Source organism: Duganella sp. GW821-FHT07F09 (genome assembly GCF_059418705.1).
Genome location: NZ_JBWKQJ010000028.1, coordinates 1 through 23,457 on the forward strand (window position 1 = coordinate 1; position 23,457 = coordinate 23,457).

The following is a 23,457-nucleotide window of genomic DNA, read 5'->3' on the forward strand; positions in this document are numbered from 1 at the left end:
AGCACTACTTTTTCTTCTCTTCTTCGCTTAACTCCGTATTTGCGTACGTCGTTCTGCGAGGGGGCGAACTATAGCAAAGCGGGAGTGGGCTGACAAGGGCTATTTGCTTTTGATGATGGCAGAAAGCGATTGCACCCCGATGCGCGCCACCGATCGCAACGTCTCGTAATCGGCGCCATCCCTGGCAAGGATCGACATGCCATGCTGGACGCTGGCAAAGTAAGTGCCCAAGCTTTCTGCATCGCTCGCCGCCGGCAGCTCGCCTTCCTCGACCGCCCTGGCAAAGCGCCGCCGCAATCGATCCACGCTATCGCAACGACGCACGCGCAAGTCGTCGGCGACCGCGCTTTCTCCCTGCGGCCCCGGCCGCGCCCCGAGGACAATCATGCAGCCTTGCGGCTGCCCCTCTGTACTATATGAACGGGCGGTCGCTTCGAGAAAGGCATTTATCGCGGCGACGATGCCGGGCTCGCGCTCCAGCGATTCCCATATATCGCAGCCCTGCTCGGCGGAATATAGTGACACCGCCTCATGGAACAGCCCCTCTTTACTGCCGAAGGCCGCGTACAAGCTGGGCGAAGCTATCCCCATTGCGTCGATCAAATCGGTCATCGACGTGTTCTCATATCCCTTGGCCCAAAACACCTTCATCGCCTGGCGCAACGCCTCTTCCCGATCGAATCCCCGTGGCCGTCCTCGAGTTGTCATTGCATACCTCCGAATAAATTCTATATCGAATGATACACAAATCGCTTGACCCACCTTCGGATGTTTGAGATATTTCTGTAACGATCGACACATAAAGGAAATGACCATGCATCCCCTCACTCAAAAAATCGCGCTGGTGACAGGCGCAAGCCGGGGCATCGGTGCCGCCATCGCCGCCCGTCTCGCCCGGGAAGGCGCAGATGTGGCCTTCACTTACGCCAGCGACGCGGGCGGCGCCGCGACCACGCTCGCCGCCATTGAAGGACATGGCCGTAAAGGACTGGCCATCCGTGCGAACAACAAGTCGTCGGCCGAAGTCGAAGAGGCGGTTGCACAAACCATCGCCACCTTCGGCCGCATCGACATCCTGGTCAACAACGCCGGCATCTACCGCGCGGGGACCATCGATACGCTGACGCTCGACGATTTCGACGACACGATGGCCATCAACCTGCGCGCCGCGTTCGTGGCATCGAAGGCCGCCGCCGCCGGCATGGCGTCCGGCGGCCGTATCATTTCGATCGGCAGCAACCTGGCGGTGCGGGCGCCCGGCCAGGGGATGAGCATCTACACCGCCAGCAAAGCCGCCCTCACCGGCCTGTCGCAGGGCATGGCGCGGGACCTCGGCCCGCGCGGCATCACGGTCAACGTTGTCCATCCCGGCTCCACCGACACCGATATGAACCCGGCCGACGGACCGCACGCGGGCTCGCAGCGCAGTTTGATGGCGACCGGCGGCGCCGCATACGCCGCTCCGTCCGAGGTGGCGGGCGTGGTCGCCTTCCTGGCATCGCCCCAGGCGCAGTCGGTCACCGGCGCCGCATGGACGATCGATAACGGCGCCAACGCGTGATGAAAGGCTGACGATGGCCGGCGGGGTAAAATAACCACTTCCCCGATCATTAAGCAGGCCATGTTCATTCCAACTATCTCCCCCACCAACAACGATGCGCTTGGCGCCTTGCTCGACAAGGCGATCAACAACAAAACCAAACCATTGGGCAGTCTGGGGGTGCTGGAATCGCTTGCCAAACAAATCGGCCTGATACAGAACAGCCGCGAAGTCGCGCTGACGCAGCCGGCCATCCTGGTCTTCGCCGCCGATCACGGCATCGTCGCCGAAGGCATTTCCGCCTATCCGCAGGACGTGACCTGGCAGATGGTGGAGAACTTCCTGGCGCGCGGCGCTGCCATCAACGTCTTCGCGGCGCAGAACAACTGCGAACTGCGCGTCATCGACGCCGGCGTCAATCACGACTTCGGCCCGCGCGATGGCCTGACCGACCGCAAGCTCGCCAACGGCACGCACAACTTCGCACAGGAACCTGCGATGACGCGCGCCACCTGCGAGGCGGCGCTGGCCGCCGGCATGGTGCTGGCCACTGAATTGGACGGCAATGTGGTCGGCTTCGGTGAAATGGGCATCGGTAACACCACCGCCGCCGCCGCGCTGATGCACAAGCTGACGGGCATCCCGGTTGCCAATTGCGTGGGCGCCGGCACCGGCCTCTCCGCCGACGGCATCCTGCACAAGCAGCGCGTGATCGAAGCGGCGGTCGGCCGCCATGAAGCCGTCACGGAGCCACTCGACGTGCTGGCCACCTTCGGCGGATTGGAAATCGCCATGATGACGGGCGCCATGCTCAAGGCGGCAGAACTGCGCAAGGTGCTGCTGATCGACGGCTTCATCGTCACCAGCGCGCTGCTGGTCGCCGCCCGTCTGCAGCCGGCCATCCTCGATTACTGCGTCTTCGCACACTGCTCCGACGAAACCGGCCATCAACAAATGCTGGCGGCGCTGGACGCCAAACCGCTGCTCAATCTCGGCTTGCGGCTGGGCGAAGGCACCGGCTGCGCGCTGGCGCTGCCGCTGCTGCACGCGGCCGTCAACTTCCTGAACCAGATGGCCACGTTCGAATCGGCCCAGGTCAGCGAAAAGTCCAAGTAAGGACAGGCTCAGTGCACCAGCTCCGACTGTTCTTCACCGCGCTGCAGTTCTTCACGCGCCTGCCGATCCCGCGCTGGGTGGGCTTCGATCCCGCGTGGCTCAACCAGGCATCGCGCTATTTTCCGCTGGTCGGTGTGGTGGTGGCGCTGATCGCCGGCGCGGTCTACGTTATAGCCTTCAAGTTTTTCCCTCCCGTGATCGCCGTCATCCTGTCGGTCGCCGCCGGCATCTACGCCACCGGCGCCTTCCATGAAGACGGCTTTGCCGACATGTGCGACGGTTTCGGCGGCGGCATGACGCAGGAGCGCGTGCTGGAGATCATGAAGGATTCGCGCATCGGCGCCTACGGTGCGATCGGCATCTTTTGCCTGCTGCTGCTGAAGTGCGCGATCTTGACCCATATACCGCCATTCGGGGTGCTGGCGGCCCTGCTGGTGGCACACCCGATGTCGCGGCTGATGGCGGTTTCGCTGATCTGGCGGCTGGACTACGCGCGCGCCGAAGGCAAGGCCAAGCCGCTGGCGCAGAAGATGCGCAGCATGGAATTCTTCATCGCCGCCGTCACCGCCTTGCTGCCGGCGCTGATACTTATCCATCTGGGCTGGCTGTCGTGGACAATGCTGATCAGCGGCTTCGCCCTGGCGCTGGTGGCGACCGTCTGGCTGGCGCGTAAATTCTTGCGGCGCATCGGCGGCTACACCGGCGATTGCCTGGGCGCGGTACAGCAAGTGACCGAAGCGATCTTCTACCTGTGCGTGCTCGCCGGGCTGCACACCAGCGCGCAGTCTCAGTTTTTCTAAACCATGCGACTGATATTGGTCCGTCATCCCCAACCGGTGGTCGCGGCGGGCGTCTGCTACGGCAGCACCGATTTGGAAGTCGCGCCCGGGGAGCTGGCGCGCGCGCTCGCCGCGCTGGCGCCGCGACTGCCGGCGGGTTTGCCCGTGTATTCCAGTCCATTGCGCCGCTGCGCAGGACTCGCCGCCAGCCTGTCGGCCACTCCGATTTTCGATGCCCGTCTGGTCGAAATGCATTTCGGCGGTTGGGAGATGCGAGCCTGGGACGACATTGCGCGCGCCGACGTCGACGCCTGGGCCGCCGATCTGGTCAACTACCAACCCGGCGGCGGCGAAAGCGTGCTGCGAATGGCCGCGCGCATCGCGGCCTTCCACGCCGACCTCCAGCGCCAGCTGGGCGACGACGGCGAGGCCATCGTCATCTGCCACGCGGGCGCCATGCGTTTGCTGTCCGCCTGCCACGCGGGCCTGCCACCGCAGGAGATGGCGCTGCAAGCCGCCCGGTCTCCCCACCATATCGCCTACGGCGCCACACTGATTCTGGAGTAATTGCCGCCCCCGACTCAGGTCGCGGCCATGCGCAGCTTGAAGAAGGCGTTGACCGTCAGCCTGCCGACAGCCGGATCATCGACCAGCAACTCGGGTGCCGCGAGATGCCCCGAGTGAAACAACTCGCCGTTATAAAAAATCGCCCGGTTGAACCGGGGATCAACGGTCAGCACCTTCTCGAAATGGTCGTCCGATGCGATGGCGAATGTCGGCGGCTTTGTGGGCAACGGCGACTCCCCCGCCTGCTCCATACGCTTCAATTCGCGCAGCAGCGCGGTGATTTCCGCCGGCGGCACCTTCGGCTTGAAAAAGCTGGTGCCGCCGAGACGCTCATCCTGGAACAGGTACAGCACCATGGCACCCACACCCTCCATCGGGTCCAGATCATAGGAATCGCGGTGCGGCATACGCTGGCCCGGCAACACCTGCTCCGGATGCCGCGTCGCCAGCGACAGCCGGCAAGCGATGCCGAGCACCCGGCGCGCCTTCAGCGGCGCGCGCGCATGCAGTAGAAACGCCTGCTGCACGCTGGAGACGAAGCGTCCCGTCAACGGCAACTCCGGTCCGGGATAGTAATTGCCGACCGAGTCGAGGAATTCTCCGCGCTGGAGCGCCGCATATTCCACCATCGTCTCCGGCTCGGCCAGGAAGTTATCGACGATGACGCATTGATGGCCGTCGAACAGCGGAACCACCCTCACGACCGGACGCGGATTGACCATGGGACGCAAAGCAGGAGGCGCGGATGACGGGACAAGACGGAGGTCTAACATGGGGCGCTCCAACGACGGCAGGTGAACTACCTGGCAAGATAGCGCAAATGATAACAAAGACCGCCCGCCATTCCCTCAATTATTTTTCACTATTTATCAAGTCACACATCAAAGCCGTATAATGACCGGCTTTGGTGCCCGCGCGTCCGTCCGGATGCGCAGTTAAACGGGAAACACGAAGCCGCCCTGCGGCCCACGTGTGCTGCCCCCGCAACGGTAAGCAAGTGTCGCGCGGCGCGCGACAAACCAGCTCTGACAACCACTGTGCTTCGCATGGGAAGGTGAGATGGTCTAACTTGCCAGCCCGGATACCGGCCAAAGCAGGTGGAAGTGGGCGAACGGGCCATCTCCCGGTTTTCCGCTTCTGTTCAATCTGGCCCACGGGGAAGTAGGCCGGTTGCTTCTAACAGAAAAATAAATCATGTCCTTTCCAATCTCCCGCCTGGCCTGCCGCCCGGCGGCACTGACCTCGCTGGCACTGGCGATGGCCGCCGCTTTCTCGCACACCGGCGCCTACGCCGACGAGGCGCCCGCCGACACCGTCGTGGTGACCGCCACCCGCACGCCGCAACCGCTGGCCGACATCATCAGCGACACCGTCACCATCAAGGCCGAACAAATCGCCGAAGCCGGCGCCGGCTCCGTGGTCGACCTGCTCAAGCGCCAGCGCGGCATCGAAGTAACGCGCAACGGCGGCGCGGGCAGCTCGTCCAATGTCTACATCCGTGGCGCCAACAGCAACCAGAGCATCGTGCTGGTCGACGGCGTGCGTATCGGCTCGTCCACCACCGGCGCCGCCAACTGGAGCGCCATCCCGCTGACCGCCATCGACCATATCGAAATCGTCTACGGTTCACTGAGCTCCCTGTACGGCGCCGACGCCATCGGCGGCGTGATCCAGATCTTCACCAAAAAGGGCCAGGGCGCGCCGGCGGTGACGGCCTTCGCCGGCTACGGCAGCGACAACACGCGCGAAGCCGATGTGACGGTTTCGGGCGCGACCGGCGGTGAGCACAGCTTCGGCTACGCGGTCAGCGCCGGCAAGGAAAAGTCGGACGGTTTCTCGACTGCCCGTCCCGGCCTGTCCTCGTACAATCCGGACGACGACGGCTACGACAAGGAAAACGTCTCCGGTCAATTCAGCCTGCAACTGGCCAAGGGCTACGAGGCCGGCGCGCTTTTCCTGCATAGCAAACTCGATTCGCAATATGACGCCCTGCGAGCCGGATCCTACGACGTGCGCAGCAAGAATGTCATCGACACCGCCAGCGTCTACGCCAAGGCGCAACTGCTGCCAATCTGGGACAGCCTGCTGCAATACGCGGAGACCAAAGACAAAGGCGAAAACTACACCAACGCCACCGCCGCCGGTTACGCGCGAATCAATACCAAGCAAAGTTTCATCACCTGGCAGAACGATCTGCGCATCGGCGCCGACGTGCTGCAACTGCTGTACGAGCACCGCAAGGAGGAAGTGCGGACCAACGGCTCCGCGCTGATTAATCGCGACCGCAACACCAACTCGTTCGCCGCCTCGTACAACGCCCGTCGTGGCGCCAATCTTCTGAGCGCGAGCGTCCGCCGCGACAATACCGTCTACGGCTCGCAGAATACCGGCTCGCTGGGCTACGGCTACAACATTACGCGGGCGCTGCGCGCCACCGCCAGCTACGGCACCAGCTTCCGCGCGCCGACCTACAACGAGTTGTACTTCCCGGAATACGGCAATCCGGCCAACAAGCCGGAGGAAGGACGCAACGCCGAAGTGGGCCTGCGCTACGACGACGGCGTCAACGCGCTGAGCGCCGGCTACTACCGCAACCGCCTGACGGACATGCTGGTCAACATCAATCCGTGCCCGTTCGGCCGCACCGGTTATCCGAGCGGCTGCGCCTATAACGTCAACCGCGCGATGCTGGAGGGGATCACGCTATCGGCCGCCACCAGGCTGGCCGGCATCAACCTCGCCGCCAACATCGATCTGCAGGACCCAAAGGATGAAACCACCGGCAAGCGTCTGCTGCGCCGCTCGAAAAAGCACGGCAACGTGACCGCCGACTATGGCATCGGCGCCCTCAAGGCCGGCGTGGAGCTGGAAGTGTCGGGCGACCGCTATGACGACGCGGCCAACAACAATCGCCTGGGCGGTTACGGGCTGGTGAACCTGTACGCGACCTACGCCTTCTCGCGCGACTGGTCGGCGCTGGTCCGCTGGAACAACATCGGCGACAAACGGTACGACCTGGCGCGCAATTACGCCACGCCCGGCTCGAATGTGTTTGCGGGTATCCGCTACGGTTACAAATAGGCCCGGACAGGTTGAAACCCGTGGAGACACGTAGGGCGGATTAGCGCAGCGTAATCGGCCATCGCCGCGCCATCGACGGCTCAAAGATGGCCGATTACGCGGTTCCCGCTAATCCGCGCTACGTGTCTCCAGTGTCATCGCTAAGTCTTGCTTAAGCTTGTAATACTGTAATCTGCCGGTGCTTCCCACTCTCTGAAAGTAGTGCATGCATTCTTTCTCACGCAATCTGCAGCAGCGCGCCGCCGTCACCCTGACCGGCCTGGCCCTGTTCGCGTTTGCCAGCCTGGTTTTCTCGGGCATGACCGGCTCGGTCGCGATTCCGTTTTCCGACATTCCCGCAGCCGTCAACGATCTGCTGCACGGCCAGACCACCACCTTGTCGGCCACCCTGCTCGACCTGCGCCTGAGCCGCGCCATCACCGCCTTCGTCACCGGCGCGGCGCTGTCGCTGGCCGGTGTCATGATGCAGGCGCTGTTGCGCAACCCGCTGGCCGACCCCTATGTCCTGGGCATCTCCTCCGGGGCCTCGGTCGGCGCGCTGGCCGCGCTGATGTTCATGTGCGCCGCGTGGATGGTCGATGCGGCGGCCTTCGCCGGCGCGGTGGTGGTGTCGATGATGCTCTACATGCTGGCGCGGCGCGACCTGCGCGGCGGCGCGGCGGCCGAAGGCGGCACCGCCCTGCTGCTGCTGACCGGCGTGATCCTGTCGTCCGCCTGCATGGCGCTGGTCACGCTGATGCTGTCGATCGCGCCGGAAAGCCGCCTGCGCACGATGGTGTTCTGGATGATCGGCGACCTGTCCGGCGCCCCGCTGCGCTGGATGCCGTGGGTGGTGCTGGCCGGGGCGCTGATCTTCGCGCTGCGCAACGCGCGCGCCATGAACGTGATGGCGCTGCACGCGGAAGCCGCCGCCACGCTGGGCATCCGCGTCGGCGCCTTGCGCAAGGGCCTGTTTTTCACCTCCGGCCTGCTGACCGCCAGCGCCGTGACCAGCGCCGGCAGCATCGGCTTCGTCGGCCTGATCGTGCCGCACGCCTGCCGCTTCGCCGTCGGTCCCGACCACCGCCTGCTGATACCCACGGCGGCGCTGGCCGGCGGCAGCTACCTGCTGCTGGCCGACACGCTGGCCCGCACCATCATCGCGCCGCAACAACTGCCGGTCGGCGTGGTCACGGCCTTGATCGGCGCGCCGGTGTTCCTGTATCAGCTGCACCGGCTGCGTAAATAATATGATCAGCACCCACAACCTCTCCCTGAAAATCGGCCAGCGCCAGCTGATCGCGGACTTGAACTGGCTTGTCCAGGACGGCGAATGCTGGAGCGTCATCGGCCGCAACGGCGCCGGCAAAAGCACGTTGCTGCGCACCCTGGCCGGCCTGCGCCCGCCGGACGGCGGCCACGTGGCCATCGGCGGGCGGCCGCTGAAGGACTGGCCGCTGGCCGAACTGGCACGGCAGCGCGCCTTCCTGGCGCAGAGCCGCAGCGACGCCTTCGCCTACACCGTGATCGAAACGGTGCTGTCGGCGCGCCATCCGTACCACGACAACCGCTATTGGGAGGGCGGCGAGGACCAGGCCATCGCCATGAGGTCTCTGGAAGCGATGGAGGTGGCGGAACTGGCCGCGCGCGACGTGCGCACGTTGTCCGGCGGCGAACGCCAGCGCGTGGCCATCGCCGCCATGCTGGCGCAGGACACGCCATTGCTGCTGCTCGACGAACCGGCCAACGCGCTCGATCTCGCGCACCAGGTCGGCGTCATGAAGCTGCTGTCGCAGCTGTGCCGCGAACAAGGAAAAACCGCCATCATGATCGGCCACGATCTGACCCTGGCGCACAGCGTCTCCACCCACGCGCTGCTGCTGATGGGCGACGGCCGCTGGCTGGCCGGCACCACCGCCGACGTGATGCGGGCCGATCTCCTGAGCGACTACCTGGGCCACCCGATCGACATCATCCAGCACGGAACACGCAGCATCTTCATTCCCACCGAGGACCACGAATGACCGACCAGAATACAGATATCACCGCCGAAACAGCGGCGCTCAACGAGCGCCATCGCGTGCGCATGGAGCGCAAGAAGGCGATCATCGACGCGCAGATCGCCGCAGCCGACAAGCAGATCGGCATCATCATCGTCAACACCGGCAATGGCAAGGGCAAGAGCTCGAGCGGCTTCGGCATGGTGATCCGCGCCCTGGGCCACGGCATGAAGGTCGGCGTGGTGCAGTTCATCAAAGGCGCGATGCAGACCGGCGAGGAAGCCTTCCTGCGCCGCTTCCCCGACGAGGTGAGCTTCCACACCATGGGCGAAGGCTATACCTGGGAGACGCAAAACCGCGAACGCGACACCGAAAAAGCGCTGCTCGCGTGGGAGCAGGCGAAGAAATTCCTGGCCGATCCCGATATCGGCCTGGTGGTGTTCGACGAACTCAATATCGCGCTGAAATACCGCTACCTGGACGTTGAAATGGTGATCAACGATCTGCTGGCGCGTCCGCCGATGCAGCACGTCGTCATCACCGGCCGTGGCGCGCCGCCGGAACTGATCGCCATCGCCGATACCGTCACCGAGATGGAGGTCGTCAAACACGCCTTCAAGGCCGGCATCGGCGCGCAACTCGGGACCGAGTGGTAATGGCGACGGTCAAAGCATTGCTGATCGCCGCCGTGGCTTCCGGCCAGGGCAAGACCACGGTGACGGCGGCGCTGGCCCGCAAGCTGGTTCGGCTGGGCAAACGCGTGCGCGTGTTCAAGTGCGGTCCGGATTTCATCGACCCGATGCTGCTGGAGCGCGCCAGCGGCGCGCCGGTGCGTACGCTCGATCTGTGGATGGTCGGCCCGGAGCAGTGCCGCGCCCAGTTGGCACAAGCGGCCGCCGAAGCGGATGTGATCCTGATCGAAGGCGTCATGGGCCTGTACGACGGCACGCCGTCGTCCGCCGACCTGGCGCGCGAGTTCGGCGTGCCGGTGATGGCGGTGATCGACGCCTCCTCGATGGCGCAAACGGCCGGCGCGCTGGTGCACGGCCTGCGCGATTACGGCCCGGTCGACATGGCGGGCGTAATCGCCAACCGCGTCGCCAGCGAAAACCACGCCAAAATGGTGGCGGCGTCGCTGCGCGATATTCCGTTGTTCGGCACCATGCCGCGCCAGACAAGATCGCTGCCGGAACGTCATCTCGGCCTCGTGCTGCCGGGTGAAGTGAGCGACATCGACGGATTGCTCGACGCGCTGGCCGACCAGCTGTTGTTCGACGAAGCCGCGTGGGACCAGTTGCGCGCCATCGACATCGCCGCTCCCGTGGCGATAGATCCCGAGCCCGTGCCCGCACTGGCGGGAAAAACCATCGCCATCGCGCGCGATCCGGCGTTCATGTTCCTCTATCCCGCCAACCTGGATACCCTGCACGCGCTCGGCGCGACCTTGACGTTCTTCTCGCCGCTGGCCGACGAACCGGTGCCCGACGGCGCCGACGCGGTCTATCTGCCCGGCGGCTACCCGGAACTGCACGCCGAGGCGTTGTCGCGGGCAAGCGCCTGGAAATCGTCCATACGCGCCATCCACGCGGCAGGCATCCCCATCGTCGCCGAATGCGGCGGCATGATGGCGCTGGCCGATACGCTGGCCGACCAATCCGGCGCGATTTGGCCGATGGCCGGCCTACTGACCGGCACTGTGGCAATGCAGCCACGCCTGGCCGGTCTCGGGCCGCAGGCTCTCCCCACGGAGCGGGGAATTCTGCGCGGCCACACGTTCCATTACTCCAAATTGGCGACAACTGTGCAGCCGGCGGCGCATACTATTAAACATCCCTCCGCAATACAAGGCGAAGCCTGGTATCGCGCAGGATCGCTCACCGCTTCTTACTTTCACGCTTACTTCCCATCCAATCCGGCGGCAGTCGCCGCCCTGTTTTCAAGGAGTCCGGTATGACACGTACACTCGTTCTGGGCGGCGCACGCTCCGGTAAAAGCGCTTACGCCGAACGCCTGGCCGTAGAATCAGGCAAGGAAGTCGTCTACATCGCCACCGCCACCGCCGGCGACGCCGAAATGGCGGCCCGCATCGCGCACCACCGCGCCACCCGCCCCGGCGAATGGACCACCGTCGAGGAGCCGCTGGCACTCGGTAACCAGTTGCTGCGCTGGTCATCCCCGGACCGCCTGATCATGGTCGATTGCCTGACGCTGTGGCTCAGCAACCTGCTGTTCAGCAGCGGCGAGCAGTATCCGGAGGTCGGCGAGATCACCCTGCCGGCGCTGTTCCACGAGCAGCATGACATGCTGGCCAGCGCCTTGATCAAGTGCGCCAGCGACGTGGTGCTGGTATCGAACGAGGTGGGGCTGGGCATCATGCCATCCGGCGCCATCTCGCGCTGCTTCCTCGACGAACAGGGACGTCTGAATCAATCGGTGGCGGCGATCTGCGACCGCGCGGTGTTCGTCGCCGCCGGCCTGCCGCTGATATTAAAAGGATAGCCGTGCTGTCAGGGTTGAGCTTTTACGCCGTTGCGGTGTTGATGGTGGCCGGCGTACTGCTGGACTTTTTACTGGGCGAGGCGCGCCGCTGGCATCCGCTGGTCGGTTTCGGCAATCTGGCGATGGCGCTGGAGCGCAGCCTCAATCGCGGCGGCTGGCGCTTCTGGCGCGGTGCGATGGCGTGGGTGCTGGCCGTGCTGCCGCTGACCGCCGTCGCCGCCTTGCTGGTGTGGCTGGCCGCGCCGCTGAGCGTGTGGTTGATGTATGCGCTGCACGCCGTCATGCTCTACTTCGCGCTTGGCCTGCGCAGCCTGCGCGACCACAACCTGCCGATCGCCGAGGCGCTGGCGCGGGAGGATCTGCCCAATGCCCGTTTGCTGACGGCCCGCATTGTCAGCCGCGACACCACCAGCGCCAGCGAAATCGAATTGACCAAGGCCAGCGCCGAATCCCTGCTTGAAAACGGCAACGATGCCGTCTTCGGCACGCTGTTCTGGTTTATCGTCGCCGGCGGCCCGGGCGCGGTCATGTTCCGCATGGCGAACACGCTCGACGCGATGTGGGGCTACCGCACTCCCCGCCTGCTGCGATTCGGCTGCGCCGCCGCGCGCCTGGACGACGCGCTCAACTACCTGCCCGCGCGCCTGACCGCGCTGTCCTACGTGCTGCTGGCGCCGGGACTGCAAGGAAAGCGGCGCGCCTGGGCGTGCTGGCGCGCGCAAGCTCCCGCCTGGAGCAGCCCTAACGCCGGCCCGGTCATGGCCAGCGGCGCCGGTGCGCTAGGCGTGCAACTGGGCGGCGCGGCCATCTACGACGGCGAGATCGAAGAACGTCCGCCGCTGGGCCAGGGAGAACCGGCCACCGGCGCCGATATCTCCCGCGCGTGGCATCTGGTGGTCCGCACCACGGCGCTGTGGCTCTCCTGCGCGCTGGTGGCGGCTTTTATCCTGGAGTACGCACATGCTTGAACATGGCGGCAACCTGCGCGACGCCGCGCTGCGCTTCGGCCGCGACGACTGGCTCGATCTTTCGACCGGCATCAATCCACGCTGGTATCCGGCGCCGACGTTGCCGGACAACGCGTGGCACCGCCTGCCCGAAGCCGATCCGGAACTGGCGCGCGCGGCGCAAACCTACTATGGCGCGCCATTGATGCTGCCGGTGGCGGGCACGCAGGCGGCGATACAAGCGCTGCCCCGGTTGCGCAAGCCGTCGCGCGTAACCGTCACCGCGCCGTCGTATGCGGAGCACGCGCATCACTGGAGCGATCATGGTCACACGCTGACTCAAACCCCTTACGCCGAACTGGATGCGGCGGTGGCCGTCAGCGATGTCGTGGTCGTCGTCAATCCCAACAATCCCACAGGCGCCACGGTGCCGGCCACGCGGCTGCTGGAATGGGCCGACCGGTTGGCGGCGCGCGGAGGCTGGCTGGTCGTCGATGAAGCCTTCGGCGACACGTCGCGACACGACAGCGTCGCCGCCCACAGCGATAAACCGGGGCTGATCGTACTGCGCTCGGTCGGAAAATTCTTCGGACTGGCGGGCATCCGCCTGGGCTTCGTGGCCGCCCACCCGGACCTGTTGCGCGGCCTGGCGGACCTGCTCGGCCCGTGGACCATCAGCGGTCCGGCCCAGCACATCGCCATCGCCGCCTTGCGCGACAAACAATGGCAGGCCGGCACGCGCGAACAACTAAGCGCCAGCGGCGAACGTCTGCGCCAGCTGCTGGCCGCGCACGGCATCGCGTCGAGCGGCACGCCGTTGTTCCAGTGGTGGAGCGAGGCGCGGCCGGAGGCGTTCTGGCAGCACATGGCGGAACGCGGCATTTGGGTGCGGCTGTTCAAGCACGCCGCGCGCGGCATCCGCCTTGGCCTGCCGCCCGACGAAGCGGGATGGAATCGCCTACAAAAAGCATTGAACGAATGGACCAACCAATGAAGAAGAACCAACTCGCTGCGACACTCTGCCTGTGCACAGCCGCCATCGCCGCAGTCGTTTACACCCCCGACACCAGCGCCGCCGCCATCAGCGTGCGCGACGACAATGGCAACATGATCACGCTGCAAAAGCCCGCCCAACGCATCATCGCCATGGCGCCGCATGTGACGGAACTGCTGTATGCGGCCGGCGGCGGCGACAGGATCGTCGGCGCAGTGACGTACAGCGATTTCCCGGAAGCGGCAAAGAAGCTTCCGCGCATCGGCACCAACCGCCAGATCGACATGGAACGCGTGATCGCCATGAAGCCGGACCTGATCGTCGCCTGGATGCACGGCAGCTCCGAGCGCCAGATCGAAACGCTGCGCCAATTGGGCATTCCGATTTTCCATAGCGAGCCTTTGAAGCTGGACGGCATCCCCGACAACCTGCTGCGCCTCGGCCAGTTGATGGGTACCGAAAACGTCGCGCAACCCGCCGCCGCCGAGATCCGCAAGCAGTTCGCGGCGCTGGCCAAGCAATACTCCAACCGTCCGCCGGTGCGCATGTTCTACCAGGTATGGGACAAGCCGCTCTACACGCTCAACGGCGTGTCGATCGTCAGCGACGCCATGCGCCTGTGCGGTGGCGTCAACATCTTCGCCGACCTCAAAACCACGGCGCCCGTGGTCAGCGTGGAAGCGGTGCTGCAGGCGGACCCGGAGGCGGTCTTCGGCACGGCAGAAAAGGACTACGGCGGCGTCGCGCTGTGGAAGCCCTACACCACGATGAAGGCGGTCCGCAACGACAACCTCTTCACCCTGGACGGCGAGCTGCTGAACCGCGCCGGCCCGCGCATGGTTGCCGGCACCACCATCCTGTGCGAAAAACTCGAACTGGCGCGCCAGCACAGAAAGAACTAAAGTGAGTTTTCCCTATTCGACCCTGATGGTGCAGGGCACCACCTCCGACGCCGGCAAGAGCACGGTGGTCGCGGCCCTGTGCCGGCTGCTCAAGCGCCAGGGGGTACGCGTGGTGCCGTTCAAGCCGCAAAACATGGCCCTCAACAGCGCGGTCACCGCCGACGGCGGCGAGATCGGCCGCGCGCAGGCGCTGCAAGCCATCGCCGCCGGCCTGGCGCCGCACACGGACATGAATCCGGTCCTGCTCAAGCCATCGAGCGACATCGGCGCGCAAGTCGTCATCCATGGCAAGGTGCGCGCCGAAATGAACGCGCGCGACTATCACCAGTACAAAACCGTGGCCATGCAGGCGGTGCTGGAATCGCACGACCGCCTGCTGACGCAGTACGACAGCGTGATCGTCGAAGGCGCGGGCAGTCCGGCGGAGATCAATCTTCGCGACCGCGACATCGCCAACATGGGCTTTGCCGAAAAGGTCGACTGCCCGGTGGTGCTGGTGGCGGACATCGATCGCGGCGGCGTGTTCGCGCACATCGTCGGCACGCTTTCATGCCTGTCGGAGAGCGAGCGCGCGCGCACCATCGGCTTCGTCATCAACCGCTTCCGGGGCGATATCAAGCTGCTGGAACCTGGCCTGGAATGGCTGGAACAGCAGACCGGCAAGCCGGTGCTCGCCGTGCTGCCCTATCTTCACGGCCTGTTCCTCGACGCCGAGGACGCGGTGCAGCCGGTGCAGGCGTCCAAGGGCGCCTTCCGCGTGGTGGTGCCCAGCCTGCCGCGCATGAGCAACCACACCGACTTCGACGCGCTGCGCGCCCATCCCGACGTCGATCTGCATTTCGTGCGCCAGGGCGAACCGATACCCAAGGCGGACCTGATCATCCTCCCCGGCAGCAAGAACACGCGCGGCGATCTCGCATGGCTGCGCGCACAAGGCTGGCCGAAGGAGATCGACCGCCACCTGCGCTACGGCGGTAAAGTCATCGGCGTGTGCGGCGGCTTCCAGATGTTGGGACACAGTGTCACCGATCCCCTCGGCATCGAAGGCAAGGCCGGCGACTCGGATGCCCTCGGTCTGCTCGACATGGTCACCGAGATGACGGCCGACAAACGGCTGGAGCAAGTGCGTGGCACATGCGCCTTCGACGCCGATGGCGCCACCGTGGCCGGCTATGAAATCCACATGGGTACTTCGACCGGCGCCGCACTGGAGTCGCCCGCCTTCTTGATCGACGGCCGGCCTGAGGGCGCGCGTTCGGCCGACGACCAGATACTGGGCACCTATCTGCATGGCCTGTTCGATACACCCGAAGCCAGCGGCGCGCTGCTGCGCTGGGCCGGTCTGCATTCCGATCACACGGTCGATACCTCCGCGCTGCGCGAGGCCAGCCTGGATCGCATCGCCGACGCCACGCAGCCGCTGCTCGACGCCCTGGTCGCGCTGAAGAAGGCGTCATGAATAGACACGCTTTTTCCGACGTAGAGATAGAGGGCGTCTACCGCGCGATACGCGAGCGGCGCGATGTGCGTCACTTTAAACCGGGGCCGCTTGAGGACGGACAACTGCTGCGTTTCATCGGGGCGGCGCATAACGGACCTAGCGTCGGCTTGATGCAGCCGTGGCGCTTCATCCGCATCGCCAGCGCGGCGCTACGCGCCAGCATCCACCAGCACGTGAACGAGGAACGCATCAAGACCGCCGAGGCGCTGGGCAAGCGCGCGGAGGAGTTCATGCAGCTGAAAGTGGAAGGCATACTGGCCTGCGCCGAGGTGCTGGTGGTCGGCTTGGTCGACAAGCGTGAAAACTATGTATTCGGCCGCCGGACCATGCCGGAGATGGATCTGGCGTCGGCGGCGTGCGCGCTGCAAAACTTCTGGCTTGCGGCGCGCGCGGAAGGTATCGGCGCGGGATGGGTGTCGATGTTCGATCCGCAAAGGTTGCGCGAGATTTGCGGCATGCCCGAGGGCAGCCAGCCGATCGCCGTGCTGTGCGTGGGCCAGGTGGAGGAGTTCTACACCGCGCCGATGCTGGAGCTTGAGCGCTGGGACCAGCGACGCCCGCTGAGCGAGATCATGTTCCAGGACCAGTGGGGCATGAATCCCGAGGATACACGTAGGGCGGATTAGCGCCAGCGTAATCCGCCATGAGCCGCCGACGGAGCTTGGCGGATTACGCTGCGCTAATCCGCCCTACGTGTCACTGTGGTGGTTCTCTGTCTCTTGGACGTGCGCGCCTCACGCCCCATACAATCCGGCCTAATGACCCGCGCCCGCCTTTTATGTGACAATTGAAGGCATGAATAATTCCGCCGCCAAGCGCTATCTGCCCTGGGTCGTCGCCACCGCCCTCTTCATGGAGCAGTTGGACTCGACCATCGTCAACACGGCGATTCCCAGCATGGCGGTGAGCCTGCAGGTCACGCCGCTGAGCTTGAAAGCGGTCGTCACCAGCTACATCCTCAGCCTGGCGGTGGCGATCCCGATCAGCGGCTGGATGGCCGACCGCTTCGGCACGCGCCGCGTCTTCATGTCGGCGGTGGCGATTTTCACGGTGGCGTCGATACTGTGCGGGCTGTCCGTCAATTCGCCCATGCTGGTGGCGGCGCGGCTGCTGCAAGGCCTGGGCGCGGCGATGATGATGCCGGTCGGGCGCCTGGCCATCATCCGCACCTTCCCCAAGGCCGAACTGCTGGCGGCGATGAACTTCGTGATCATCCCGGCGCTGATCGGCCCCCTGCTGGGCCCCACCGTCGGCGGCTTGATCGTGCACTGGCTGACGTGGCGCGATATCTTCTTCGTCAACGTGCCGGTCGGCCTGGCGGCCATCTTCCTGGCGCACCGCTACATGCCGGACTATCGCGGCGACAGCGTGCGGCCGCTGGACCTGATTGGCCTGGTCCTCTTCGGCACCGGGGTGGCCCTGCTGTCATGGCTGCTGGAGGTCTTCGGTGAACACAAGCTCGATGCGACGTCGGCGACGGTGCTGCTGCTGATCGCCTGCAGCCTGCTGGCCGCCTACGTGTGGCACGCGCAGGATGCCAAGTTCCCCCTGCTGCGGCTAACACTGTTCAAGATACGCACCTTCCGCGTGTCGGTGGCGGGCGGCTTCATCACGCGCATCGGCGTGGGCGGCCTGCCGTTCCTGCTGCCGTTGCTATACCAGCTGGGCCTCGGCCTGCCGGCATGGCAATCAGGCCTGTTGATGATGCCGTCCGCCGCGGCCGCGATGGGCATGAAGTTCATTTCGGTGCGCGTGCTGGCCCGATTCGGCTACCGCCAGGTGCTTACCGTGAACACGCTGCTGATCGGCCTGACCATCGGCATGTTTGCTCTGGTCCACCAAGGCACGCCGCTGTATGTGATCGTGATGATCAGCCTTTGCCTGGGCTTTTTCAATTCGCTGCAGTTCTCCAGCATGAACAGCATCGCCTACGCCGATGTCGACAACGCCGATTCGAGCATGGCCAGCACCATCGCCAGTTCGATGCAGCAGCTGTCGGTGAGTTTCGGCCTGGCCGCCGGCTCGCTGATCACCGGCTGGTTCCTCGGCGACCTGCCGCAGTCGAACCGCCTGGCGCTGACGTCCGCGCTGCATTACGCCTTCCTCACGCTGGCGGTGGTGACGATGCTGTCGTCGCTGACCTTCTGGTCGCTGCGCAAGGAGGATGGCGAAAGCCTCAGCAAGGGCACGGCTAGCCGCGCTGCTTGACGATCAGGCGGTTCACATAAGGATCGAGGACCAGCGGGCCCTGATAAACCTCGGGCGAGTACTGGTAGGCGTAGCTGGGCAGCAGCGAGTACTGGATCTGCAGCATCAGGCGCGGTTGCCGCGCCGGCGCCGTGCCTTTATGGATGCCGGCGGTATCGACGGCGAAACAGAAGCCGCGCGAGCCGACCGCCGTCAACAACATGTCGGAGCCGTAGGCGCTGGAGATTTCGGTGTCGGTATAAAAGCGCAGGCGCATCGGCGCTTGGGTCAGATGGCTGCCATGCAGATACACGTGCGGTCCGGCGTCGAGATCGACGTCGGTCAGGTAGACCAGCACCTTCAAATAGCGCCAGTCTTCCGAGTCGCGGTGGAAGGCCTGCAGCGCGCTGCAATCCCCGTCCATCGGAAACGACCAGCGCAACCCCAGCGCGGAAATCGTCGGCTTGCAATCCATGTAGCGGGCGGCCAGGCCGAGCAGCGGCGGACTGTTGGCCAACGCCAGGATGTGCGGGCAGGCGATAACGTCGCGCAAATGATAGTCGGCCACGCGCACGCCGGTGGGCGCCTGCATCAAGGTGAACGCCTCGCGGTCACGATCGCGGTCGAACAGGAATTTGTTTTTTAGATAATCCTTGATCTCGTCGCATTGCGCGTTGTCGAGCAGGTTTCCCAGCGGCGCGTAGCCGCTGTCGCTCAGGTCCGCGAGCGCGGTTTCCTCCTGCGCGGTATTGCCATACAACTCTTTTCCCGATCCCTGTCGCACCCGCAAGGCACCGCTCAGCGCGCGCACCACCATGCGGCGCAAGGCAGGCCGCGTGACGATGCGTTGGCTGTAGTACAACAGGCTGTGGAGGGGGGCGAAACGGCGGCCGGGGGTCAGCTGCGCATATTCCATTGGGAAATTCCTTCCGGGTTCACCCCTAAGAAGGTAACAACCCACCGCCCCGGACGCTTTGATATCGGCTAAACCCCTTGCTTGCGACGGCGAACCATGGCGCCGATCAGACCCAGCCCGCCCACCAGCATGGCGTAAGTGGCCGGTTCCGGCACGGCGGCGGTCACGTCGGTGTAGGCGCCGTTGAAGTTGAACATCGCCCGCTGACCGTTGATGCTGGTCATGCCGATCAACGCCAGGAAGCTGGCGTCGGCCGAGTAGTCGCCCAGCAGGCGGAAGGCATAACCGCCCGTCGCGGCTTCGGTAAAGGACAGCGTCTTGCCGCTGACCACGGCGCCGAGGCCGTTGAAGGTCAGCGCGGAAGAACCGAGCTGCACGGAAGCGTTGTCGAGCAGCGACAGGCTGGCGAAGGTCTGGCCGTCCGCGCCCGCGTTGGTCAGGCGCAGGGCGCCGCCGTTCAGTATCAGCTGGCTGCCGGCTGCGATGCGGTTGGCGCCGTCCAGGGTCAGGGTGCCGCCGCTCAGCACGGTGTCGCCGGAGTAGGTGCTCACACCGGACAAGACCACGTCGCCGCTTTTGAATTCGACGCTATTGAAGTTCGAAATCGATCCGGCGTAGGCGAAGCTACCGCCGGCTTGGACCACCATCGTGTTGGTGCCGCCCACGCCGCCATTGATGCCGCCGCTGATGCTGCCGCCGATGACGGTCAGGCTGTTGCTGCCGCTGCCCATTTCGATGGCCTTGCCGCTACTGGCGCCATTGATGTTGCCGCCGTTGACGATGACGGTATTGTCGGCGCCGGTCTTGATCGCGGCGTTGGACGCGCCGCCGCCCTGGATAGTGGCGCCGGCCTGGTTGAGGATGGTGACGGTATATCCGCTGGCGGCGCCGACGGCGACGATGGCCGAATCGCTCTGGCCGCGTATCAGGCCGCCGGCCTGGTTGGTGATCGTCGCGTTGCCGTACAGGCCTTCGCGGGTGCCGTTGCTCAGATCGTTACCGGCCAGGGTGATGCCGCGACCGACCGCATTCGTATTGCCGGCCGAGACCAGTCCTTCGATCGTGCCGCTGTTGGCGACGGCGCCACCGCCGAAGCTGATGCCCTCGCTGTAAGCGAGGCCGTCGGCCGGCGCGCTGAAGGCGTTGACCGAGCGGATGATGCCGGTGTTGGTGATGGTGGCCAGGCCGTCGACATCGAGCCCGTCGCCATCGCCGGTGACGCCGTGGCCGATGATGCTGCCGTGGTTGATGATGTTGGCGGTCTGGTTCTTGTTGAAGCCGTCCAGATTGATGCCGGAGCCGTTCGTGCCGCGAACCACGCCGCCGGCCAGGTTGGTCAGGTCGATGACGAAGCTGTCGCCGGCCTTGTCCTGTCCGCCGGTGATGCCATGGCGTCCACCCTCGATCAGGCCGGTCGCGCCGTTAAAAATCTTGATGCCGGTATTGCCTTGGGCGTCGACGCCATCGCTGCTGGCGCCGGTGGTGGTCAGCGAACGGATGGTGCCGTTGTTGTTGACGACACCGTTGACGCCGGCACGCACAGCGTCCGCCTCGGTCGCCTGCAGCAGACCGCCGCTGAAGTTGTTGACGACGTTGGCGCCGCTGGTGATGGAGCTGAAGTCGACGGCCTGGGCGCCGCCGGCGCTGGCGTTGAGCGAGATCATCGAACCGTAGTTGTTCAGCGTGACGCTGGCGTTGGCCTTGGCCATCTGGATCACGTCGGCATCGGCGGTCTGCATCAAGGCTGCGCCGTTGGCGGCGCTACCGTTGATGATAAGCAGGCCGGTGGCGCCGGTGTTGTCGCGGATCGCGCGGCCGCTGCCGGTCTGGCGGATGCCGCCCTGGTTGTTGAGCGTCGCGTTGTTGCCGGTGATGGTCACCGCCACCGCGCCGCCGCCGACCGTCAGCGATCCGGTGGCGGTCACCGTGCCGGTGTCGTCCTTGCCGAGGGTGCGGACCGTGCTGTTGGCGCCGTTGATGGTGAAATCGGCGGCGAAGGCCGATTGCATGGTCAGCGGCATGGTCGCCGCGACCAGCAAGGCTTGGATGGCGGAGGAAGCTCTCGGCAAGGTGATCGTCATGATTTGTCCCGGATATTGTAGTGAGCAAACTTTCAATATCCCATAAAATTATGACAAGGCCGTGACGCCGGGCGGGTGCCGACCCGCCTCCTCCCCGCGTTAGAACGCCGTCAGCGCCTTGCTGAACTTGATCAGCCACAAGCGGCTTGGTCGCTCGCGGTCGTCGCCACGGGCGACGCGGATCGTGTTGGCCGCATTGCAACCGGCAGCGGCGCTGGTGATGATGACGCCGTTCGCATCGACATTGCATTTGGTGACGTCGGCATCGTCCACCGCCACGCCGGCAGCGTCGTAGACCTTGGTTTTGAGGCCGAAGTCATTGTCGTTGACCAGCGCGAGCGTGTTGCCGTCGACGATGGTCAAGCCTTCGGCCTTCTCCGCCAGCCAGCCGATCGCGTTCAGGTCGAGCAGCTGGGTTTTCTTCAGCGCCACCACCGACTTCCAGTCGGCGCCATTGACGGCCGCGCCGCCCATGCTGCTCTTCTCCAGATCCGACGTCGTCACGTTGTAGGCGGCCGCCGCGATATCGGTCGCCGCGCCGATCTCCACCAGCATCAGCTTGTTGAATACCTTGCCGCCCGGCGCGGCACCCTGCTCGATCACGATGAACTTGCCGTTGCCCAGCGCGACCACATCGCCCAACTTGGCGTTGCCGGTGCGGCCATCCTGGTAATCGGCGGCGTCGAGCGGATAGGCGTACATCTTGCCGGACGTGCCAGTGGTCGGATCGAACTCAACCCAACGAGTGAAGCGCGCATAGCGTTCGACCGCCTCGCTCTTGCCGGTGACCGTATAAGGCGCGTTGCCGTCGCTGAGCGGACTTTGCAGGAAGGCGTGCAGCTTGTCGGTGGTCGTATCCAGCGCCATGCCTTCCATGCCGCGATTGGCGCGGCGCTTGAGGAAGATTTCCGGCAAGCCGCTGCCTGGCGCGTGCTTGTTCAGGATGACGCCGGTGGCCGGCTCGATCTTGACGATGAACGGACCGTATTCGTCCGACACCCACAGCACGTTGCGCTTCTTGTCGACCACGATGGCTTCCGAATCCAGGCCGCCGGCGTTGAACGTGGCTTTGCTGGCGGCGTCGTACTTCATCACGTCCATCACCGGCAGCTCGGCCGAATTACCGACAGAGCCTGGCGCGACGGGAAGTCCGGAAGCGTTGACGTTGGCGGAGACCTTGATCGGCGTCGACGCCGTCAGCACCGCACCGGATTTGCCGACGGTGATCAGGCCGAACGCGGGCGTAAAGCTTGGCGACGGGAAGATCTTGGCGCCGGTGACACCGGTGCCGCTCAGCGACGGCAGGTTCGGACCGTCGCCGTTGGGGCCGCGATCGGTCAAGCCGTAGAACTCCAGGTCGCCGTTGGCGGCGATGCCTTTGAACGCTATCGACGAACCGTAGGATGGCAGGAAACCGAGTGGGAAGTCTTCCCTGACCTTGGCGTTGCTACCTTCGTAAGGGATGTAAAAATTATTGGCCGCCTGGATTTGATAGCGGGTCACGGTGACGGCGACATCGCCGAGTTGGGTCTTTTGCGTGAGGGATTCGGTGACCGGGGTGCCGACCTTGGAGGCCAGCGTATCTTCAAAGTGTTCACGTACAAGGCCGCGACGGTTGTCGTCGACGGTGCGGGCGGCGTACTTGGCGCCGGCGGCTTTCAGGTTGTCGGTCATGGCGGTATTAAAGGTTGTGGCGGACGCGCCGAAGTCCGCGCTTTTGGATGCGAGCGCGGCTTTGACGTCGGCGGCGAGCTTGATGCCGTTTGACGGATCACTGTCTTCATCCAGCAGCTGCAGGGCCAGCAAGCGGTTGATCACTTTGACGTCCTTGATGTCGGTAACGCCAGCCAGTTGCAGCGGCGTGATGGTGGCCGCGCACGGTGCGCTGCCCAGGGCAATACCGCCGATAGTGAAGCTGACGGTGTCGCCAGCGTAACACGTGAACTCGCCTTTGGAAGTCGTACTGGCTTTGGCGGCGGTGCCGGCGACATAGTCCAGGTTTTCCACCGCGCCATCGAGGAACACGCCGGTCATCGACTGGCGCGCGGGCGCCTCGTTGTCGCTGCCACCGCAGCCGGCCAGGACGGAGAATACAGCGAGCGACAATAAGGAAAGAGTTTTCATGCTAGCGGACCTCAAATTGAAAAAGAGGCAAGTCTAGCGCTCGCATGTGACGCCGGCATGACGCGGAGAAGCATGGAGGTGTCAACGAACGCCGGAAGGCCCCGGAGACACGTAGGGCGGATTAGCGAAGCGTAATCCGCCATGCATGCGTTTCGGCGGCTCATGGAATGGCGGATTACGGCGTTCCGCCTAATCCGCCCTACGTGTTTTAGAAGCGCACAGACGAAAAAAAGCCCCGACCAGA

General features: G+C 64.8%; 21 protein-coding genes and 1 riboswitch. Of the genes, 16 read left to right on the top strand and 5 right to left on the bottom strand.

Features of this window, described 5'->3' with window-relative positions; translation table 11 throughout:
* Positions 1-99: 99 nt before the first annotated feature.
* Positions 100-816 (bottom strand): TetR/AcrR family transcriptional regulator, encoded by a 717-nt coding sequence (locus AC07P1_RS33150; RefSeq protein WP_494699848.1) that lies wholly within the window; start codon positions 814-816, stop codon positions 100-102.
* On the opposite strand from AC07P1_RS33150, the gene AC07P1_RS33155 reads away from it, so the two are divergent.
* From AC07P1_RS33155 to AC07P1_RS33170, 4 genes are read left to right on the top strand one after another with little or no spacing between them, the layout of a single operon-like run.
* Positions 815-1,561, top strand: coding sequence for an SDR family oxidoreductase (locus tag AC07P1_RS33155; RefSeq protein WP_494699849.1), 747 nt, complete (start codon positions 815-817; stop codon positions 1,559-1,561). The two genes, AC07P1_RS33150 and AC07P1_RS33155, sit on opposite strands and share 2 nt — an antisense overlap.
* Positions 1,562-1,621: 60 nt before the next feature.
* Positions 1,622-2,656 carry a nicotinate-nucleotide--dimethylbenzimidazole phosphoribosyltransferase gene (gene cobT / locus AC07P1_RS33160; protein ID WP_494699850.1) on the top strand — a complete coding sequence of 345 codons (1,035 nt, stop codon included), beginning with the start codon at positions 1,622-1,624 and terminating at the stop codon, positions 2,654-2,656.
* 11 nt (positions 2,657-2,667) lie between these two features.
* Positions 2,668-3,456 carry an adenosylcobinamide-GDP ribazoletransferase gene (locus AC07P1_RS33165; RefSeq protein ID WP_494699851.1) on the top strand — a complete coding sequence of 263 codons (789 nt, stop codon included), beginning with the start codon at positions 2,668-2,670 and terminating at the stop codon, positions 3,454-3,456.
* 3 nt (positions 3,457-3,459) lie between these two features.
* Positions 3,460-4,002, top strand: coding sequence for a histidine phosphatase family protein (locus tag AC07P1_RS33170; RefSeq protein WP_494699852.1), 543 nt, complete (start codon positions 3,460-3,462; stop codon positions 4,000-4,002).
* Between the two features lie 14 nt (positions 4,003-4,016).
* Here the strand turns inward: AC07P1_RS33170 and AC07P1_RS33175 are convergent, their stop codons facing one another.
* Entirely contained in the window at positions 4,017-4,775 is a 759-nt protein-coding gene (locus AC07P1_RS33175) for a DUF6445 family protein (protein WP_494699853.1), read from the bottom strand.
* A gap of 115 nt (positions 4,776-4,890) precedes the next feature.
* Positions 4,891-5,109, top strand: a riboswitch (cobalamin riboswitch).
* An 87-nt stretch (positions 5,110-5,196) separates the two neighbouring features.
* Here AC07P1_RS33175 and AC07P1_RS33180 point away from each other — a divergent pair.
* The 12 genes from AC07P1_RS33180 (at position 5,197) to AC07P1_RS33235 (ending at position 18,113) form a co-directional block, all read left to right on the top strand.
* Positions 5,197-7,083 (top strand): TonB-dependent receptor domain-containing protein, encoded by a 1,887-nt coding sequence (locus tag AC07P1_RS33180; RefSeq protein ID WP_494699854.1) that lies wholly within the window; start codon positions 5,197-5,199, stop codon positions 7,081-7,083.
* Between the two features lie 205 nt (positions 7,084-7,288).
* Positions 7,289-8,311 (top strand): FecCD family ABC transporter permease, encoded by a 1,023-nt coding sequence (locus AC07P1_RS33185; protein ID WP_494699855.1) that lies wholly within the window; start codon positions 7,289-7,291, stop codon positions 8,309-8,311.
* A 1-nt stretch (position 8,312) separates the two neighbouring features.
* Entirely contained in the window at positions 8,313-9,086 is a 774-nt protein-coding gene (locus tag AC07P1_RS33190) for an ABC transporter ATP-binding protein (RefSeq protein WP_494699856.1), read from the top strand.
* On the top strand, positions 9,083-9,718 hold the full coding sequence (gene cobO, locus AC07P1_RS33195) for a cob(I)yrinic acid a,c-diamide adenosyltransferase (protein WP_494699857.1): 636 nt from the start codon (positions 9,083-9,085) through the stop codon (positions 9,716-9,718). Before AC07P1_RS33190 ends, cobO begins: the two co-directional genes overlap by 4 nt.
* Positions 9,718-11,016, top strand: a complete 1,299-nt coding sequence (locus AC07P1_RS33200; protein WP_494699858.1) for a cobyrinic acid a,c-diamide synthase CobB — start codon at positions 9,718-9,720, stop codon at positions 11,014-11,016. Before cobO ends, AC07P1_RS33200 begins: the two co-directional genes overlap by 1 nt.
* Complete coding sequence (gene cobU / locus AC07P1_RS33205) at positions 11,013-11,561, top strand: bifunctional adenosylcobinamide kinase/adenosylcobinamide-phosphate guanylyltransferase (RefSeq protein WP_494699859.1); 549 nt, start codon at positions 11,013-11,015, stop codon at positions 11,559-11,561. Before AC07P1_RS33200 ends, cobU begins: the two co-directional genes overlap by 4 nt.
* A gap of 2 nt (positions 11,562-11,563) precedes the next feature.
* Positions 11,564-12,529: an adenosylcobinamide-phosphate synthase CbiB gene (cbiB, locus tag AC07P1_RS33210; RefSeq protein WP_494699860.1), complete on the top strand. Its 966-nt coding sequence runs from the start codon at positions 11,564-11,566 to the stop codon at positions 12,527-12,529.
* Positions 12,522-13,502, top strand: a complete 981-nt coding sequence (gene cobD, locus AC07P1_RS33215; protein WP_494699861.1) for a threonine-phosphate decarboxylase CobD — start codon at positions 12,522-12,524, stop codon at positions 13,500-13,502. Before cbiB ends, cobD begins: the two co-directional genes overlap by 8 nt.
* The gene (locus AC07P1_RS33220; RefSeq protein WP_494699862.1) at positions 13,499-14,404 is read left to right on the top strand and encodes a cobalamin-binding protein; all 906 of its coding nucleotides are present in this window, start codon (positions 13,499-13,501) and stop codon (positions 14,402-14,404) included. The genes cobD and AC07P1_RS33220 overlap by 4 nt, the downstream gene beginning before the upstream one ends.
* A gap of 25 nt (positions 14,405-14,429) precedes the next feature.
* Positions 14,430-15,863, top strand: coding sequence for a cobyric acid synthase (locus AC07P1_RS33225; protein WP_494699868.1), 1,434 nt, complete (start codon positions 14,430-14,432; stop codon positions 15,861-15,863).
* Positions 15,860-16,531, top strand: a complete 672-nt coding sequence (gene bluB, locus AC07P1_RS33230; protein ID WP_494699863.1) for a 5,6-dimethylbenzimidazole synthase — start codon at positions 15,860-15,862, stop codon at positions 16,529-16,531. Before AC07P1_RS33225 ends, bluB begins: the two co-directional genes overlap by 4 nt.
* Positions 16,532-16,700: 169 nt before the next feature.
* Positions 16,701-18,113 (top strand): DHA2 family efflux MFS transporter permease subunit, encoded by a 1,413-nt coding sequence (locus AC07P1_RS33235; RefSeq protein WP_494699864.1) that lies wholly within the window; start codon positions 16,701-16,703, stop codon positions 18,111-18,113.
* On the opposite strand, the gene AC07P1_RS33240 is transcribed toward AC07P1_RS33235, so the two are convergent.
* The 3 genes from AC07P1_RS33240 to AC07P1_RS33250 form a co-directional block, all read right to left on the bottom strand.
* The gene (locus tag AC07P1_RS33240) at positions 18,097-19,008 is read right to left on the bottom strand and encodes a phytanoyl-CoA dioxygenase family protein (RefSeq protein ID WP_494699865.1); all 912 of its coding nucleotides are present in this window, start codon (positions 19,006-19,008) and stop codon (positions 18,097-18,099) included. The two genes, AC07P1_RS33235 and AC07P1_RS33240, sit on opposite strands and share 17 nt — an antisense overlap.
* Before the next feature lie 68 nt (positions 19,009-19,076).
* Entirely contained in the window at positions 19,077-21,089 is a 2,013-nt protein-coding gene (locus tag AC07P1_RS33245) for a beta strand repeat-containing protein (protein ID WP_494699866.1), read from the bottom strand.
* Positions 21,090-21,188: 99 nt separating this feature from the next.
* Positions 21,189-23,213 carry an esterase-like activity of phytase family protein gene (locus AC07P1_RS33250; protein ID WP_494699867.1) on the bottom strand — a complete coding sequence of 675 codons (2,025 nt, stop codon included), beginning with the start codon at positions 23,211-23,213 and terminating at the stop codon, positions 21,189-21,191.
* Positions 23,214-23,457 lie beyond the last annotated feature (244 nt).

What these genes read in the sequence shown, in the direction of transcription:
- AC07P1_RS33220 (WP_494699862.1), top strand. Translation starts at nt 13,499, where the DNA reads ATGAAGAAGAACCAACTCGCTGCGACACTCTGCCTGTGCACAGCCGCC.
- AC07P1_RS33225 (WP_494699868.1), top strand. Translation starts at nt 14,430, where the DNA reads ATGGTGCAGGGCACCACCTCCGACGCCGGCAAGAGCACGGTGGTCGCG.
- AC07P1_RS33175 (WP_494699853.1), bottom strand. Translation starts at nt 4,775, where the DNA reads ATGTTAGACCTCCGTCTTGTCCCGTCATCCGCGCCTCCTGCTTTGCGT.
- AC07P1_RS33150 (WP_494699848.1), bottom strand. Translation starts at nt 816, where the DNA reads ATGGTCATTTCCTTTATGTGTCGATCGTTACAGAAATATCTCAAACAT.
- cobT (WP_494699850.1), top strand. Translation starts at nt 1,622, where the DNA reads ATGTTCATTCCAACTATCTCCCCCACCAACAACGATGCGCTTGGCGCC.
- cobD (WP_494699861.1), top strand. Translation starts at nt 12,522, where the DNA reads ATGCTTGAACATGGCGGCAACCTGCGCGACGCCGCGCTGCGCTTCGGC.
- AC07P1_RS33185 (WP_494699855.1), top strand. Translation starts at nt 7,289, where the DNA reads ATGCATTCTTTCTCACGCAATCTGCAGCAGCGCGCCGCCGTCACCCTG.
- AC07P1_RS33240 (WP_494699865.1), bottom strand. Translation starts at nt 19,008, where the DNA reads ATGGAATATGCGCAGCTGACCCCCGGCCGCCGTTTCGCCCCCCTCCAC.
- cobU (WP_494699859.1), top strand. Translation starts at nt 11,013, where the DNA reads ATGACACGTACACTCGTTCTGGGCGGCGCACGCTCCGGTAAAAGCGCT.
- AC07P1_RS33170 (WP_494699852.1), top strand. Translation starts at nt 3,460, where the DNA reads ATGCGACTGATATTGGTCCGTCATCCCCAACCGGTGGTCGCGGCGGGC.
- AC07P1_RS33180 (WP_494699854.1), top strand. Translation starts at nt 5,197, where the DNA reads ATGTCCTTTCCAATCTCCCGCCTGGCCTGCCGCCCGGCGGCACTGACC.
- AC07P1_RS33235 (WP_494699864.1), top strand. Translation starts at nt 16,701, where the DNA reads ATGAATAATTCCGCCGCCAAGCGCTATCTGCCCTGGGTCGTCGCCACC.
- AC07P1_RS33250 (WP_494699867.1), bottom strand. Translation starts at nt 23,213, where the DNA reads ATGAAAACTCTTTCCTTATTGTCGCTCGCTGTATTCTCCGTCCTGGCC.
- cobO (WP_494699857.1), top strand. Translation starts at nt 9,083, where the DNA reads ATGACCGACCAGAATACAGATATCACCGCCGAAACAGCGGCGCTCAAC.
- AC07P1_RS33190 (WP_494699856.1), top strand. Translation starts at nt 8,313, where the DNA reads ATGATCAGCACCCACAACCTCTCCCTGAAAATCGGCCAGCGCCAGCTG.
- AC07P1_RS33245 (WP_494699866.1), bottom strand. Translation starts at nt 21,089, where the DNA reads ATGACGATCACCTTGCCGAGAGCTTCCTCCGCCATCCAAGCCTTGCTG.
- bluB (WP_494699863.1), top strand. Translation starts at nt 15,860, where the DNA reads ATGAATAGACACGCTTTTTCCGACGTAGAGATAGAGGGCGTCTACCGC.
- AC07P1_RS33200 (WP_494699858.1), top strand. Translation starts at nt 9,718, where the DNA reads ATGGCGACGGTCAAAGCATTGCTGATCGCCGCCGTGGCTTCCGGCCAG.
- AC07P1_RS33155 (WP_494699849.1), top strand. Translation starts at nt 815, where the DNA reads ATGCATCCCCTCACTCAAAAAATCGCGCTGGTGACAGGCGCAAGCCGG.